Origin of the sequence: Streptomyces sp. NPDC002573, assembly GCF_042889625.1 — a bacterium.
Classification (GTDB): domain Bacteria; phylum Actinomycetota; class Actinomycetes; order Streptomycetales; family Streptomycetaceae; genus Streptomyces; species Streptomyces gibsoniae.
Map to the genome: position 1 here is coordinate 186769 of NZ_JBIARC010000005.1, position 16450 is coordinate 203218.

Consider the following 16450-nt stretch of genomic DNA (forward strand, 5'->3'; position numbering starts at 1 on the left):
CGCTACCCCAGCGTGGACGAACTCGGCGCCCACGCGGCCGCGCTCGCCGCCCGCCGCCCCCGCGACGCCCGGCTGCGCCCCGTGGGGACCTCCCGGGGCGGCACACCCCTGTGGCTGCTCTCCGTCGGCCACGGCGACCGCCACACCCTCGTCGTCGCCGGACCCCACGCCAACGAACCCGTCGGGGGAGCCACCGCCCTGCGCCTGGCCGAGCGGGTGCTCGCCGACCCCCGCCTGGGCGCCGACACCACCTGGAACCTGCTGCTCTGCCTCGACCCCGACGGCGCGCGCCGCAACGAGGGCTGGCTGTCGGGCCCGTACACCCTCGGCCGCTACTTCCGGAACTTCTTCCGGCCCGGTTTCCTGGAGCAGCCCGAGTGGCTGCCCGACGGCGCGGAGCGCGCCGCCCTGCCCGAGACCCGCGCGCTGCTCGACCTCCAGGACGAGTTGCGGCCCTTCTTCCAGTGCTCCCTGCACGGCGTCGACGTAGGTGGCGGATTCGTCGAGCTGACCCACGATCTGCCGGGCATGGCCCAGCGCGTCGCCCAGTGCGCGGCCCGCCTCGGCATCCCGCGCGAACTCGGCCCCTACGACACCCTGTACTGGCCGGCCCTCGGGCCCGCCGTGTACCGCATCCCGCCGCCCCGGCGCGGCGACCTGGCCGCGGCGATCACGGAGGCCGCGGTCGAGTCGACCTGGTTCCACCCGCACCGCTACGGAACCGTCACCGCGGTCGTGGAGGCTCCCATGTGGGGCGTGCGGGCCGTGGAGGACGCCTCGCCGCCCCCGGACCCCGAGGCGGTGCTCCGCGCCGTCAGCGCCACCCTGCGCCACGACACCGGGCTGCTGGCGGGACTCCTGGACCGGATCCGTCCCCGGCTGGCCGCCGTCCCGGACGCCGACCGGCTGCTCGCCCCGGTGGACGACTATTTACTGGTCGGCCCCGGACTCGCGGACTCCTGGGACCCGGACGTCCACGCCGCCGGCCGACGGCCGCTGCCCGCGCTCGACACCGCCCGGCTGACCGCCCTCGGCATCTCCGGGCGCCGCGTCGCGCTGCGCACCGCCGGACTGCTTCACCAACTCGCCCGGGCCGCCGGGCGCGAGGCGGCCGGGGTGCTGCTGGAACTCGACGGGCTCATCGACGACTGGTGCGCCGACTACTGCGACGGCTACGGGGCGCGCTGGATCCCGGTCGCCCGGCAGGCCGAGTACCAGACGCGCGTGGTGCTCGCCGCCGTCGAGCTGGCCGGGCGGGAGGCGCCCGTGCGCTCCCGTTCGGGTGAGTCCGGCTGGGGCCCGCAGGCCGCGGTGCCGATGCATACGGAATGACGACGAAGACCACCCTGGCCCTGCGCGGCGTCCTCATCGCCGCGGCGGCCCTGCTCCCCATGACGCCGGCCCAGGCCGCGCCCCTCCCGGTCGCCAACGGCAACTGGCTCTATCTCACCGTCACCCACGGCGACGAGCGGTCCCGGGAGATCAACGGCACGCTGCTGCTGTGCGACCCGCCCCGGGGGTACTCCCGCGCCGCCGAGGCCTGCGCGGAACTCCGGGCGGCGCAGGGGGACATCGGCCGTATCCCGCCCGGCCACTCGTTCTGCCCGATGCTCTACTCCCCCGTCACGGTGACCGCGCGCGGTGAGTGGGACGAGCGCCAGGTGGAGTACAGCCACACCTTCGCCAACGCGTGCGAGCTGCAGGCGAGGACGGGAGCGGTGTTCGCGATCGCGGACCGGGCGGAGCCGGGCGGCGTACCCCACCGGTCGGCCCCGGGCGTCCCGCACCGGACAGGTGCGGACCTACGGCACTGAGCCGCACCCCGCGCGCGTGCCCGGCGTCCGGCACGGCACGCGCGCGGGGCTTCGGACCGCCGGACCTCACTCCCCGGTGACCCGCTCCAGCAACGCCACCGGCCGCCGCGCGAAGAGCTCCGCCACGCGCGTGTGCCCGTCGAACCGGCGCTCGGGGTCGAGTGCATCCACCCATCGGCCGGGCGGCAGCGCGAGGGACGTGTCGTGCCAGCCGCCGGTCTCCGCGAGCCGCAGCGACAGCCGGGTGACCGCCGTGAGCACCTCCCCGGACCGTACGAAGGCCACACAGTGCGCGGCGGCCGGACCCTCGGCCCCGAGCGGTGTGTACGTGCCCGACGCACCGAAGACCTCCGGGCGCCGCCCGCGCAGCCGCAGCGCCGCCCCGGTCAGGTCCGCCTTCTCCGAGGGCGCCTCCTGCGGGGCGAACGGCCGCCGGTTGTCCGGGTCGACCAGCGCCCGGTACTCGCCCTCCGTGCCCTGGTAGAGATCCGGCACGCCCGGCATCGTCAGCTGGACCAGCGCGGCCCCGAGGACGTTCGCCCGGATGTGCGGCGCCAGCGCGTCCCGTGCCTGTGTCACGAGCCGCCCCGGGGCCCCGCACACCCCCTCGGCGACGAAGGCCGCCACGGCCTCCTCGTAGGCCGGGTCCTGCTCGGTCCAGGTGGTGCGCAGCCCGGCCTCCCGTACGTGCTTCAGCAGCGCCCCGCCCAGGCGCTCAGGGTCGGCCTGCCCGAGCCCGAAGAGCGTCTGCCAGGCGACCCACACCAGATGCGGGTCGGGCCCGGGGTCGCCCGCGCGTGTCACCTCGGCCAGCACGTCTGCCCAGCGCTCCGGGCACTGGGTGAGCACGGACACGGCGGCCCGAACGTCCGCGCTGCGCTTGGTGTCGTGCGTCGACAGCGCCGTCCCGGTGGCGGGCCACTCGCGCTGCACGCGCGCGCAGTACGCGTGGAAGTCCTCCGGGGCGACGGCCGGGGCGCCGGGGGCGCCGCCCACCTCGTTCGCGGACAGCAGCGGCACATAGCGGTAGAACGCCGTGTCCTCCACGGACTTGGCGCGCAGTGCCGACGCCGTCTGGGCGAACCGGTCCCGGAACTCGGCGTGGAGGGACCCGTTCCCGGCGCGTCCCAGCGCGAGGTCCCGCACGACGCGCACCGCGTGCGCCTCCTCGGGCACGGTGAAGGCCGCGCGGGCCTCCTCGGCGGCCTCCTCGGTGAGAACCGCGGCGGCGTCCTCGGGGGTGTACGGCCGGTACACCTCCAGGCGGACGAGGAGTTCGCACAGCGCGGTGCGCAGCGCCCAGGGGGCGTGGTCGTGCAGCGCCGGGTCCGGGGAGGCCTCGCACAGACGGCTCGCCAGGCGGGTGAGACGGTCCACCTCGGCCGCCAGCTCATGGGTGACCACCCGGTTCGCGGCGTGGCGCACGGTGGAGGCCCAGTGCCCGCCGCGGTCGCCCAGCGGGGCCGCGAACCGCCGGTAGTGGCCGAGCAGATCCGCGGCGCCCGCGGGGTCCGTGAACAGCCCGTCCACCCGGTGCAGGGCGTCGTATCCCGTGGTGCCCGCGACCGGCCAGGCGGCGGGCAGGCGCTCGTGGGCGGCGAGGATCTTCTCCACCACGGTCCAGCGCCCGCCGGTCGCCTCGTGCAGACGGCGCAGATACCCCTCCGGGTCGGCCAGCCCGTCCGGGTGGTCCACGCGCAGACCGTCGATCACCCCCTCGCCGAGCAGCCGCAGCAGCGTCGCATGGGTCGCCGTGAAGACCTCCGGGTCCTCCACCCGCACCCCGATCAGCTCGGAGATGGTGAAGAACCGCCGGTAGTTCAGCTCCGTCCGGGCCAGCCGCCACCACGCCGGGCGGTACCACTGCGCGTCGAGCAGCTGCGGCAGCGGCAGCGCCTGGGTGCCCTCGCGCAGCGGGAACACGTGGTCCTGGTAGCGGAGCACGTCCCCGTCGACCTTCAGCTGCCCGACCTCCTCGCCGAGCCGGCGTCCGAGCACGGGCAGCAGCAGCTGTCCGCCCCCCGCCTCCCAGTCGATGTCGAACCAGCGCGCGTACGGCGACCCGGGCCCCTCGCGCAGCACCTCCCACAGGGCACGGTTGTGGCGCGGGGCGGCGGCCATGTGGTTGGGCACGATGTCCACGACCAGGCCGAGCCCGTGCTCCCGGGTGGTGCGGGCCAGGGCGCGCAGCCCCGCCTCCCCGCCGAGTTCCTCCCGTACGCGCGCGTGGTCGACGACGTCGTAGCCGTGCGTCGACCCGGGGACGGCCTCCAGGACGGGAGACAGATGCAGATGCGAGACGCCGAGTGCGGCCAGATACGGCACGGCCGCCTCGGCCGCGCCGAACGGGAACTCCGGCTGCAGCTGGAGCCGGTAGGTGGCGGTGGGCACCGGCGGGACGGGACGCTCAGGTGTCATGCAGACCTACGTACCCGCCCCGCCGGCTTTCGTGCCGGAAACGCGCCGCCGGGTGCCGCGCCGGCTCGCTCAGGCGGGCCGCTGCAGCACCACCAGGCTCCGGTCCACCAAAGTCAGCCGGCCTCCCGCCGCGACCTTGTCACCGGTGCCCGGCGTCACCCCCTCCGGGACGGAGGTGTCGACGACCACCTGCCACTGACGCCCGTGGTCGACGGGCACCACGAACTCCAGTGGCCTCGGCGAGGCGTTGAACAGCAGCAGGAAGGAGTCGTCGGTGATCCGCTCACCGCGCGTGTCGGGCTCGGAGATCGCGTTGCCGTTCAGGAACACGGTCAGCGCGCTCGCCTGCGCCGACGTCCAGTCCCGCTGGGTCATCTCCTGGCCGCCCGGGGTGAACCAGGCGATGTCGGACAGCTCGTCGTGGGTGCCCTGCACCGGGCGGCCGTGGAAGAAACGGCGCCGGCGGAAGACGGGGTGGTCCCGGCGCAGCCACACCATCGCGCGCGTGAACTCCAGCAGTTCCCCGCCGCCCTCCTCGGGCCACTCCACCCAGGACAGCTCGTTGTCCTGGCAGTAGGCGTTGTTGTTGCCCTGCTGGGTCCGTGCGTACTCGTCGCCGTGGCTGAGCATCGGCACGCCCTGGGAGAGCATCAGCGTCGCCATGAAGTTCCGCATCTGCCGGTCCCGAAGCTGAAGCACCGCCGGGTCGTCGCTCTCGCCCTCGGCCCCGCAGTTCCAGGACCGGTTGTAGCTCTCCCCGTCGCGGTTGTCCTCGCCGTTGGCCTCGTTGTGCTTGTCGTTGTACGCGACGAGGTCGTGCAGCGTGAAGCCGTCGTGGCAGGTCACGAAGTTGATCGAGGCGAGCGGCCGGCGGCCGTCGTCCTGGTAGAGGTCCGAGGAGCCGGTCAGCCGGGAGGCGAACTCCGCGAGCGTGCGGGGCTCGCCGCGCCACAGGTCCCGCACGGTGTCGCGGTACTTGCCGTTCCACTCGGTCCACAGGGCCGGGAAGTTGCCCACCTGGTAGCCGCCCTCGCCCACGTCCCAGGGCTCGGCGATCAGCTTCACCTGGGAGACCACCGGATCCTGCTGGACCAGGTCGAAGAACGACGACAGCCGGTCGACCTCGTGGAACTGCCGGGCGAGCGTCGCCGCCAGATCGAAGCGGAAGCCGTCCACATGCATCTCGGTGACCCAGTAGCGCAGTGAGTCCATGATCAGTTGGAGCACGTGCGGGGAGCGCATGAGCAGGGAGTTGCCGGTCCCCGTCGTGTCCATGTAATAGCGGGGATCGTCCGTCAGCCGGTAGTACGAGGGGTTGTCGATGCCCCGGAAGGAGAGCGTCGGACCGAGGTGGTTGCCCTCGGCGGTGTGGTTGTAGACGACGTCGAGGATGACCTCGATGCCGGCCTCGTGCAGCGCGCGGACCGCCGACTTGAACTCCAGGACCTGCTGGCCGCGGTCGCCCCAGGAGGCGTAGGCGTTGTGCGGGGCGAAGAAGCCGATGGTGTTGTAGCCCCAGTAGTTGGCGAGGCCCATGTCCACCAAGCGGTGATCGTTGACGAACTGGTGTACGGGCATCAACTCCAGTGCGGTGACGCCCAGCTCGGTCAGATGTTCGATGATGGCCGGATGGGCGAGCGCCGCATAGGTGCCGCGCAGTTCATCGGGCAGCGCCGGATGGCGCATCGTCAGGCCCTTCACATGAGCCTCGTAGATCACCGTGCGGTGGTACTCGGTGTGCGGGCGGCGGTCGTCGCCCCAGTCGAAGTAGGGGTTGATCACCACGGACGCCATGGTGTGGGGCGCCGAGTCGAGGTCGTTGCGTTTGTCGGGGGAGCCGAAGGGGTAGCCGTACACCTCCTCGCCCCAGGTCACCGTGCCGCTGACGGCGCGCGCGTACGGGTCGAGCAGCAGCTTCGCCGAGTTGCAGCGCAGCCCGCGCTCGGGGGCGTACGGGCCGTGCACCCGGAACCCGTACCGCTGCCCCGGCATCACCCCGGGCAGATACGCGTGCCGTACGAACGCGTCGGTCTCCCGCAGTTCCACCGCCGTCTCCGAACCGTCGTCGTGCAGCAGACACAGCTCGATCCGGTCGGCGGTCTCCGAGAAGACCGCGAAGTTGGTCCCTGCGCCGTCATAGGTGGCGCCGAGCGGATATGCCTCTCCAGGCCAGACCTGCATGGATACGACTCTCCCAGTTGTCCCGGCCCCGAGGGGCGCCTTGTGGCCGAGTCTTCCCCGAAAGTCAGGGAACCCCCTACGACTTACGCCCCTCTTATCAGCCGACCAGTGCATACGTGTCAGGGCGCAACCACTCGTGCGACCGCGTATGCCGAACCAGTGGGGCTCAAACCACTCTCGTGACACAGGGGGGTAGGGGGAAATGTGCGCAGAATAGTGCGCCGCCATCTGGGCAAGGTGGTGGCGGGGACGGCCATCGCGGTGACGGGGACCGCAGTGATGGTCGGGATCACGCTTCCGGGCTCGGTGTCGGCCGAGGAATCCGGAGGCCGGGGCGGCGTGGTGGCCGCCCGTCAGGACGGGGGGCAGGGACAGCAGGCAGTGGCGCCCGGCGTCGTCGAGCAGGCACCCGCCGAGGGGGCGAAGGGCACGGGCGGCGACCCGCTGACCGACGACGAGATCAAGCGCGTCGAGACCATCGCGCTGACCCGTCAGCAGTTCACGGCCGGCGAGGACGTCGAGGGCAGGAAGGGTCTCCAGCGGCTGAGCGTCGACGTCGCCGAGCCGGACCCGGACCAGCTGGACGACCCCCACGCGCCACGCCGCGCGGACGTGACGTTCTACGACTACAAGGACGACAGCGTCATCTCCAAGACCGTCAACCTGGACACCGGGAAGGTCGAGCGGACCGGCACCCAGCACGGAGTGCAGCCGCCGCTCGGCCCCGAGGAGAACGCCGAGGCGGCCAGGCTGCTGATCGCCGACCCGCTCGGCGCGGGCCTGAGGGCGGACTACAAGGACGCCACCGGCAAGGACCTCACCTCCCCGGATCAGCTGACGCTCACCAGCATCGGCTACCGGGCGGTCCCGGGGGCCCAGCCGTCCGTCCTCGACCAGTGCGGCCGGCACCGCTGTGTGCGGCTCTTCCCGAAGATCCCGAACGGTGCCTGGATCGACAGCCGTTCCTTCGTGGTCGACCTGAGCGTCCGGAAGGTCGGCAGGCTCGCCTGAGCCACGCGTCCCCCGCACGCCGGACACGTACTCCGGGCCCGCGGGCGCGCCGTCTCGCCGTCCCCATCTCTCATCTCCGTCCTTCTCGCTTTGTGCGATGTGTGCAAGAGGAGTCTCTTCGTCATGCGCGTGAACAGAACCAGCCGCGCCCGCAGGCGGGCCCTGACCGGCCTCGTGGCGGCCGGGCTGGCCTTCGGGGGCACGGCTGCCGCACCGGCCGTCGCCCAGCAGCCTCGGGCCGCGGCCCAGCCGGCCGCCGAGTGCGGTGCGGCGTACCGGATCGAGCAGAAGCTCTCCACCGGCACCACCTGGCGGATGTGCTGGCGCTACGACACCTACGCCGGTCTCGTCCTGGAGCACGTCTCCTACCAGCCGCCCGGCGAGGCCCGCCCGATCAAGGTCCTCAACAGCGCCCGGCTCGCCCAGATCGACGTGCCCTACGACGACGGCTCGGTCGAGTACAGCGACCTGACGGGGGCCGGCTTCGCACAGGGCCTGTCCGCCATGACACCCGCCGAGTGCCCCGGCGGCACCATCAAGTCGGTCAAGGTGCCGGGCGCCATGGACCCGCGGCACCCCAACGTCAACGCCCTGTGCACGACGACCCGTTCACGCGGTCACGCCTATCGCATGCAGAGCGACACCGGGAACAAGGTCTACCAGACCCAGGGCAAGGACCTGCTGGTCTACACCGTCAACAAGGTCGGCTGGTACGAGTACATCACCGAGTGGCGCTTCCAGGACGACGGCACGGTCAACATGAACGTCGGCGCGACCGGCAGCCTCTCGCCGTTCGACTACGACGCCGGTGACGGCCGCGGCTGGCCGATCGGCAAGGGCGCCAAGGCGTACGCCACCAGCCACAGCCACAACGTCTTCTGGCGGCTCGACTTCGGCCTCGACGGCTCGTCGAAGAACCGTGTCGAGCAGTACGACTCCCAGGTCAGCCCGCCGGCTCCGGGTGGTCAGGCGCCGACCGACAAGACCACGCTCACGAAGATCACCAAGGAACTCGCGGGCGACGCCAAGAACATGCGCTGGTGGCGGGTCGTCAGCGACACCGGCAAGAACAAGGACGGCCACGCACGGTCGTACGAACTCGTCCCCGGCGCCAGCACCAAGTACCTCGGGCACGACTTCACCCGCCACGACGTCTACTTCACCGAGTACAACAGCTGCGAGCAGTTCGCCAGTGACAACCTCGGCAACTGCGGTGCGCAGGCGGGCAAGTCGGTGGACACGTGGGTCAACGGGCAGACGCTCACTCACCCGGTGGTGTGGGTGAATGTGGGCTTCCACCACATCGCGCGTGACGAGGACCAGCAACCCATGCCGGTCCACTGGCAGGGCTTCTCGATCGCTCCGCGCGACGTCACGGCTATGAATCCCCTCACTCCGCCGGCCCTGGCGGGCCAGAACGGGCATGCGCAACCCGGTAGTTGAGAAACGACCCTGTGCATCCGGCTGCATCCCGCCGCTCTCCCGGAGTACTCTTCCTTGATCGTTGGCTGGGGCCTGGCCCCTGAGGAGGCTCGGGGGAGCGGAAGGCGGTGCGCGGGTGGGCTCGGGAGGGCTGGAGCTGCCCCCTGGTGACGAGGGTCACGAGGGAAACTCCACGGATGTCCCGCCCGGGGCGGTGTCCCTGGCACGGCCGATGGAGATGGGATCCATCGGACCGGAACTGGACTGGAACGCCGAGGCATGGCGCGAGGTGCGGACCCGCGCCCAGCGGGCCGGCCGCGCCTACATCTGGCTGAATCTGGTCGAACAGCGGCTGCGCGCGGTCGTGGCCGCTGTCCTCCGTCCCATCTACGAACCCGTCCACGGCGACGACTGGGTGGTCGCCGCGGCCGGGCCGGCCGGCCAGGAGTGGGTGCAGCGCGCGGTCGCCGTCCGCGAGGTCAGCCGCCGCAAGGGATATCTCCTCGACCCCGCCGACGACAACGTGCTCAGCTTTCTGACGCTGCCCCAGCTGCGGGAGCTGATGGTGCAGCACTGGCCGTGCTTCGAGCCGTACATAGACGAGCGCCGCGACGTCGAACTCGCCCTGGACGAGCTCGAGGTGACCCGGAACGTGGTCTCGCGCAACCGGGCCCTGTCGGAGACGGTGCTCGCCCAGGCCGAGCGCGCCTCCGCCCGGCTGCTGGAGATCCTCGGCGCGGGCGGCGATGTGCCCTCCGCGCGCCGGCTGCCCGTGGACGCGGTCGAGGACCTGGTGGGCGACCGGTACGCGGACGTGGTCGCCGTCCACCCCGACCGGGTACGGCTGCTGCGGCAGTTCCCCGCCGAGGACATCTTCGGCGGCGCCCGCCGCCTCGACGCCATCGGCATCGGCCTCAACCTGCTCGTGCAGAACTTCTCCGGGCGCCGGCTGGTGCGCCTCGCGGAGTCGGGGGCCCGGGTGCGTCTGCTGTTCCTCAACCCGGCCTCCAGCGCCGTCAAACGGCGCGAGCGGGAACTCGGCATCAAGAAGGGCGAGCTGAGCCGGGCCGTCGAGATGAACATCCTGCACATGCGCCGGGTGCGCGCCAGACTCCGCGACCCGGGCGCCTTCGAGATCCAGGTCTTCGACGAGACCCCCCGCTTCACCGCGTACCTGGTGGACGGGGACGGCTCCGACGGGGTCGCGGTGGTGCAGTCCTATCTGCGGCGCAGCCGCGGCATGGAGGCACCGGTGCTGGTGCTGCGCAACGGCAGCCGGGTCGTCAAGTCGGACGAGGCCGTCGAGGGCGGTCTCTTCCCGACCTATCGCGAGGAGTTCGAACAAGCTTGGGCCGATTCGCGACCCGTGTCCTGAACTGTCCCGAAGTGGCTGCCGGCCGGGGACCGCGCGGAGCACGCTCCCCGGATTGTCAGTGGCGCATGCGAAGGTGGAGACCACTGGGGGAAAGCACCACTGAGAAGGGGGGCCGCCATGGCCTGGCACCGAGAGCTGCTCATCGGATTCGACCTGGAGACGACCGGGACGGATCCCTATGAGGCGCGCATCGTCACGGGGGCGGTGATCGAGGTCAAGGACGGGGAGCCGCTGGGCCGCCGCGAATGGCTGGCCGATCCCGGCGTGGAGATCCCGGCGGACGCGGTCGCGGTGCACGGGGTCAGCAATGAGCGGGCGGCCTCCGAGGGCAGCCCGGCCGACCGGGTCGCGGACGCGATCGCCGACGTCCTCACGGGGTACTGGAAGACGGGCGTCCCGGTCGTCGCGTACAACGCGTCCTTCGACCTGACCCTGCTCACGGCCGAGCTGCACCGGTACGGACTGCCCTCACTGAGCGAGCGGCTCGGCGGCCCCGAGCCCGCGCCCGTCATCGACCCGTACACCATCGACCGCCGGGCCGACCGCTACCGCCGGGGCAAGCGCACCCTTCAGGCGGTCTGCGAGGAGTACGGCGTCCCGCTCGACTCGGCGCACAACGCCGCCGCGGACGCCCTGGCCGCGGCCCGGCTCGCCCGCGCGATAGCCGGCCGCCACCCGAAGATCGCGGCGCTCGGCCCGGCGGAGCTGCACCGCCGTCAGATCGAGTGGCACGCGGACTGGGCGGCGGACTTCCAGGAGTTTCTGCGCCGCAAGGGCGACACGGAGGCCGTGGTGGACGGGGCGTGGCCGCTGCGGGAGGCGGCGCAGCACACGGTCTGACCGCGCCTCGCGGGCTCAGGGCGCCGGGCTCAGAAGGGATACCAGCGGACGGTCTCGTCCCCGTCCCGCAGGGACGCCACCCGCCGCTCGAACTCGGCGAGTGCCTTGGGGTTGCTCGGCGCGTGCTGTGCGACCCAGGCGCAGCTGGCGGTCTCGCGCGCGCCGCGCAGCACGGAGCAGCCCTCCCAGGCGCGCACGTCCCAGCCGTAGGTCCGGGTGAAGGAGCCGTAGGCCTCGGCGGGCAGCCCGTAGCGGTCGCGGGACAGGGCCATGACCACCAGGTCGTGCTCGCGCAGATCCGCGGCGAAGGTCTCCAGGTCCACCAGGACCGGTCCGTCCGGGCCGATGTGCACATTGCGGGGCAGCGCGTCGCCGTGGATCGGGCCCGGCGGCAGATGCGGTGTCAGGGCCGCCGCCGCGGCGGCGAACCCGTCCCGGCGCACGCGCAGATACGCGGCGTCCGCGGGGTCGATCGCGTCGGCCGCCAGCCGCAGCCAGCGCTCCACACCGCCGAGCAGCTCGCGGGGCGGCAGAGAAAAGGAGGGAGAGGGGAGTGCGTGCACGATCCGCAGCAGTTCGGCCAGGTCCCGCGGCTCGGCGGGGCGTACGGGATCGGGCAGCCGGTGCCACACCGTCACCGGGTGGCCGTCCACGAGGAACGGCCGGGGCTCGGCGGCCCGCACGGCGGGGACGCCCTCCTCGGCGAGCCAGACGGCGGTGTCCAGCTCCCGCCGGGCGCGGTCCAGGAGTTCGGCGTCGCGGCCAACCTTGACCACCAGGTCACCGGCGGCGAACACCGCGTTCTCGCCCAGGGCGAGGAGCCGTGCCTCCCCGGCCTGCCCGGGCAGTACGCCCGCCGCCGCCAGCAGGTCGCGCGCCTTCGCCTCGTCCATGTTCGCCTCCGTGCGTCGACGCGGTCCTCGATGTGCTCGTGAACAGCCGCTGAGCCCGTGCCCGAGCGCACGCTCAGGAGCGCTTGCCCCGGCCGCCTCCCCGGCCGTCCGCCCGTCAGTGTCGCATTCCCCCAGGTCGCACCGTGTGCGCGGGGCACGGGGCACGAGCCGCCACCGGGGCCGGTACAACGGCATGCGTGGCCGGGATGTGCATCCCGGCCACGCATGCCCTCGGTGTGCTCACCGGCAGGGATCAGACGCCTGCCTTCTCACCCTCCAGCGCCGGAGGCCGGGGCGGCGGGGACGCCAGGGCCGACTCGTCGTGCGTCAGGTCGGGCAGCCGGTGCAGCCACTTCGGCAGATACCAGTTGCGCTCGCCGAGCAGGGCCATCACCGCAGGGAGCAGCACACCCCGGATGACGGTCGCGTCGATGAGCACCGCAGCGGCGAGGCCCACGCCCATCTGCTTCATGGACTGCATCGACAGCGTGCCGAAGATCGCGAAGACGGCCACCATGATCACCGCGGCGCTGGTGACGACTCCCGCCGTGGTCACCACGCCGTGCGTGATGGCCTCCTTCGTCGAACGGCCGCGCAGCCGCGCCTCGCGGATCCGGGAGACCACGAACACGTGGTAGTCCATCGAGAGCCCGAACAGGATGACGAAGAGGAACAGCGGCAGCCAGGTCACGATCGCGCCCACACCATGGGCGCCCACCAGCGACGCGCCCCAGCCGTGCTGGAAGACGGCGACCAGGATGCCGTAGGCCGCCCCGACCGACAGCAGATTGAGCACGATCGAGGTGATCGCGACCGTCAGCGAGCGGAAGGACACGAGCATCAGCAGGAAGGCGAAGACCACGACGAACGCGAAGACCGGGACCACCGAGGCGACGAGCTGGTCGTTGAAGTCGTGCGAGCCCGCGACCTGCCCGGTGATCGGCGCCTGTACGCCGTCGACCTTGCCGAGGGTGTCCGGCCGCACCTTGTCGCGCAGCAGTTCCAGGCTCTTGCCCGCCCGGTCCAGGTCCGAGCCGCCGACCAGCGGGACGGAGATCACGGCCACGTTCTGCGCGTCGTGCAGCCTGATGTCCACCGGGCCCCGCGAGGCGCCCGAACTGATCGCCTGCGCACGGAAGTCGGCGAGCGCGGCCTTCACGTCGGGGGCGTTGATGTCCTTGGCCCGGACGACGACCTGAGCGGGCTCGGAGCCGCCGGGGAAGGCGTCGTTGACCCGGTTGTACGTGGCCACGATCGGCAGCTTGTCGCCGAACTCCTGGTCCATGGTCAGGTTCTGGGTCTTCATGCCGAGCGCGGGCGCCGCGACCGCCAGCAGGGCACCCGCCGCGATCACCAGCGAGACGGCGGGCCTGGCGAGGACGACCTTGAGCACGGCGGCCCACAGCCGGCTGCCCTCGGCGGAGGAACGGGCGCCGGCACCGCGCCGACGGTCCGGGTGCAGGAACGGCAGACGCCCCTTCTCCACCCGTGTGCCGAGCAGGGACAGCAGCGCGGGCAGCACGGTCACCGAACCGACCATGGCCACCGCCACGACCATCAGAGAGGCCAGGCCCATCGCCTCGAAGGTGGCGATCCCCGTGAAGAGCATGCCCGCCATGGCGACACACACGGTGACACCGGAGACGATGACGGCGCGCCCGCTGGTCGCGGCGGCGATCCGCAGCGCGGTGCCCGGGTCCCGGCCGGCCGCGCGCTCCTCACGCTCGCGCCGCAGATAGAACAGGCAGTAGTCGACGCCGACGGCCATGCCCACGAGCAGCATCACGGAGTTGGCGGTGTCGCTCATCGGCTGCAGATGGCTGACGATGCCCATCAGACCCATCGTCGCCGTGATCGCGGTGATGGCCAGCCCCACCGGGAGCAGCGCGGCGACCAGCGCGCCGAACGCGATGAGCAGGATGCCGAGCGCCACCGGCACCGCGGAGTACTCGGCCTGCTTGAAGTCGTCGCCGAACGCGTCGGAGAACGTCTTCTGCATGCTGGCGCCGCCGATCTCCTCGATCCGCAGTCCGCCGTGCTCCTTCTGGACCCCGGCGACGGCCTTCAGCACCGGCTCGACCCGGTCGCCCGCGGTGTCCGCGTCCCCGCGCATGTCGAACTGCACCAGCGCGCTGCGGCCGTCCCGGGAGACGGTCTTGGTGTCGTACGGGGACATCACGTCCGTCACCCGCCCGGTGCCCTCGACGGCCCGTACGACCGCGGTGACGGCGGAGCGGAACGCCGGGTCCGTGGCGGTGGTCCGGCCGTCCTTCGCCTGGATCAGGACGGTCTCACCGGCCGGCTGCTCGATGCCCGCGTCCTGGATGATCTGTGCGGCGGTGTGTGTCTCGCCCCCATCTGGTCGCTGTCCTTGACGTCGACGCGGCCCGCCGCCGAGCCGACGGCCATCGCCAGGACGACGAACAGTACCCAGATGCCGACGGCAGCCCAGCGGTGCCGGGCGCTCCAGCCGCCGGCCCGCGCGGCGATGCCCCGCACCCGTGTGTCTCCGTTCCCCCTGACGGACGTGCCCCCCTCGTGTGCATGTGACGGCTCCCTGCCGTCACCGTTCGCTTCGACGGTAGGGGCGGGCGGGGGAGCCTCACCTCATGCTGGTCGGTGAACCGCGCACCGCCCGGCTCCTCCCCTCGGACCCCGTCGTCTCACCATCGGGGAGGAGGGCGGCCCTTACGCCTACTCGGGGTTCTCGGGGGACCGGCATCAGGGTCCGTGGCCGTAGGGTGTGCGGATGACGACGTACGCGGCGTTGCTGCGCGGGATCAACGTGGGCGGCAGCAAGAAGGTTCCGATGGCCGAACTGCGTACCCTGATGGAGGGGCTCGGCTTCGTCGGGGCCCGTACCTATCTCCAGAGCGGTCAGGCCGTCTTCTCCTGCGACCACGGTGACGAGGAGTCCCTCGCCGCGGAGCTCGGCGTGGCGATCGAGAGGCGTTTCGGTTTCCCCGTCGATGTGATCGTGCGCGACCACGCCTATCTCGCGTCAGTGCGCGACGCCTGTCCGTTCCCCGCGGACCGGCTGGAGGGCAGGCAACTGCACCTCACGTACTACTCGGAGCCGGTCGACGCCGAACGCTTCGCCGAGATCGATCCGGCCGTGTATCTGCCGGAGGAGTTCCGGCTGGGCGACCGCGCCCTCTATCTCTACGCCCCCGACGGACTCGGCCGCTCCAAGCTCGCCGAGCACCTCGCCAAGCGCCGGCTGGCAAAGGGCCTGATCGCCACCACCCGGAACTGGAACACCGTCGTCAAGCTGGCCGAGATGACCGCGACCGGAGAATGACCTCCGGCAGGCCCCGCACGGACGTCCGGCCCCGGGAAGAGAGCAACCGGGCCATGTGCGAGGCTCGTTGGCATGCGCTACATCATCATCGGAGCAGGGGCGGTCGGCGGGACCGTCGGCGCCCGGCTCGCCGAGGCGGGGCACGACGTGGTCCTGGTCGCGCGCGGCGCGCAGCTCAGCGCGCTGAGGGAGCACGGACTGCGCTTCCACGGCCCGGAGGGCGAGCGGATCCACCGGCTGCCGGTCGTCGACGGGCCCGACGCGCTGGGCGAGTTGCGGCCGGACGACGTGCTCATGCTGACGGTCAAGACCCAGGACAGCGAGGGCGCCCTGGACATCTGGGGCCCGGCGCCCGTGGCGGGCGGTGGCACGGCCGCCGAGGACCTGCCCGTGGTCTGCCTGCAGAACGGGGTGGAGAGCCCCCGGATCGCCCTGCGCCGTTTTCGCCGGGTGTACGGGGTCTGCGTCTGGCTGCCGTGCACCTATGTGGAACCGGGCGTGGTCTCCGCGGCGGGCACCCCGCTCACCGGCATCCTGCACCTCGGCCGCCATCCCCACGGCACCGACGACACCGTCCGCCGCATCGCCGCCGATCTGGAGAGCGCCCGGTTCGAGGCACCGGTCGTGCCGGATGTGGCGCGCTGGCAGTACGCCAAGCTGCTGGCCAACCTCGCCAACGCCGTCGAGGCGGTGAGCGGGCCCCTGTCCGGCGAGGAGGCGCAGCTGCTGCTGGAACGGGTGCGCGCCGAGGGCGAGTCGGTGCTCAGGGCCGCCGGGATCCCGAACGCGAGCACGACGGAACAGAAGGAGGCACGCGAGGACAAGATACGTCTGGTGCCGCTCGACGGGGCCGTGCGGGGCGGTGGCTCCTCCTGGCAGTCGCTCACCCGCGGCACCGGCACGATCGAGGCCGACTACCTCAACGGCGAGATCGTGCTCCTCGGCCGGCTGCACGGCGTACCCACGCCCCTGAACGAATTGCTGCAACAGCTCGCGACCACGTTCGCGCGGGAGCGGCGGCCGGCCGGGTCGCTGCCGGTGGCGGAGCTGGTGCGGCGCGCCGAGGAGGCGGAGCAGGCGGTCCGGGCCCCCGGCGCGGACCGGACCGCCGAGGATCAGCCGAGGTCGTAGTCGAAGGTGCTCAGTCAGAGATGTGACCATTGCTCGGATGAATCTGACTACGCGCATCCCTCCG

The 16450-nt window shown here is 72.2% G+C and carries 11 protein-coding genes and 1 pseudogene; 8 read left to right on the plus strand and 4 right to left on the minus strand.

The annotated features are described in order from the left end of the window. Positions 1 to 12: 12 nt before the first annotated feature. A complete protein-coding gene (locus tag ACFYX0_RS07355) occupies positions 13 to 1332 on the plus strand; it encodes a M14 family zinc carboxypeptidase (RefSeq protein WP_388967397.1) in 1320 nt (439 codons plus the stop codon). After that, positions 1329 to 1814 carry an SSI family serine proteinase inhibitor gene (locus ACFYX0_RS07360; RefSeq protein WP_388967400.1) on the plus strand — a complete coding sequence of 162 codons (486 nt, stop codon included), beginning with the start codon at positions 1329 to 1331 and terminating at the stop codon, positions 1812 to 1814. The genes ACFYX0_RS07355 and ACFYX0_RS07360 overlap by 4 nt, the downstream gene beginning before the upstream one ends. A gap of 66 nt (positions 1815 to 1880) precedes the next feature. Here ACFYX0_RS07360 and treY read toward each other — a convergent pair whose 3' ends face one another. Together treY and glgX are read right to left on the minus strand one after the other, a co-directional pair. After that, positions 1881 to 4232 (minus strand): malto-oligosyltrehalose synthase, encoded by a 2352-nt coding sequence (gene treY / locus ACFYX0_RS07365; RefSeq protein ID WP_388967403.1) that lies wholly within the window; start codon positions 4230 to 4232, stop codon positions 1881 to 1883. 69 nt (positions 4233 to 4301) lie between these two features. Beyond that, positions 4302 to 6413 carry a glycogen debranching protein GlgX gene (gene glgX / locus ACFYX0_RS07370; RefSeq protein ID WP_388967406.1) on the minus strand — a complete coding sequence of 704 codons (2112 nt, stop codon included), beginning with the start codon at positions 6411 to 6413 and terminating at the stop codon, positions 4302 to 4304. A 204-nt stretch (positions 6414 to 6617) separates the two neighbouring features. Here glgX and ACFYX0_RS07375 point away from each other — a divergent pair, with 204 nt between their 5' ends. The 4 genes from ACFYX0_RS07375 (at position 6618) to ACFYX0_RS07390 (ending at position 11061) form a co-directional block, all read left to right on the plus strand. After that, complete coding sequence (locus ACFYX0_RS07375) at positions 6618 to 7424, plus strand: Tat pathway signal sequence domain protein (protein ID WP_388967409.1); 807 nt, start codon at positions 6618 to 6620, stop codon at positions 7422 to 7424. Between the two features lie 123 nt (positions 7425 to 7547). After that, complete coding sequence (locus ACFYX0_RS07380) at positions 7548 to 8867, plus strand: copper amine oxidase (RefSeq protein ID WP_388967411.1); 1320 nt, start codon at positions 7548 to 7550, stop codon at positions 8865 to 8867. Between the two features lie 115 nt (positions 8868 to 8982). After that, positions 8983 to 10221, plus strand: a complete 1239-nt coding sequence (locus tag ACFYX0_RS07385; RefSeq protein ID WP_355905970.1) for an SAV2148 family HEPN domain-containing protein — start codon at positions 8983 to 8985, stop codon at positions 10219 to 10221. A 117-nt stretch (positions 10222 to 10338) separates the two neighbouring features. Beyond that, positions 10339 to 11061: a 3'-5' exonuclease gene (locus ACFYX0_RS07390; protein ID WP_355905968.1), complete on the plus strand. Its 723-nt coding sequence runs from the start codon at positions 10339 to 10341 to the stop codon at positions 11059 to 11061. Between the two features lie 29 nt (positions 11062 to 11090). On the opposite strand, the gene ACFYX0_RS07395 is transcribed toward ACFYX0_RS07390, so the two are convergent. After that, positions 11091 to 11954 (minus strand): aminoglycoside phosphotransferase family protein, encoded by an 864-nt coding sequence (locus ACFYX0_RS07395; protein WP_388967414.1) that lies wholly within the window; start codon positions 11952 to 11954, stop codon positions 11091 to 11093. A gap of 253 nt (positions 11955 to 12207) precedes the next feature. After that, positions 12208 to 14453, minus strand: a pseudogene (locus ACFYX0_RS07400) (MMPL family transporter). A gap of 250 nt (positions 14454 to 14703) precedes the next feature. Between ACFYX0_RS07400 and ACFYX0_RS07405 the strand changes: the two are divergent. Next, positions 14704 to 15255, plus strand: coding sequence for a DUF1697 domain-containing protein (locus ACFYX0_RS07405; RefSeq protein WP_388967417.1), 552 nt, complete (start codon positions 14704 to 14706; stop codon positions 15253 to 15255). A 72-nt stretch (positions 15256 to 15327) separates the two neighbouring features. Further along, on the plus strand, positions 15328 to 16386 hold the full coding sequence (locus ACFYX0_RS07410; RefSeq protein WP_388967420.1) for a ketopantoate reductase family protein: 1059 nt from the start codon (positions 15328 to 15330) through the stop codon (positions 16384 to 16386). Positions 16387 to 16450: the final 64 nt, after the last annotated feature.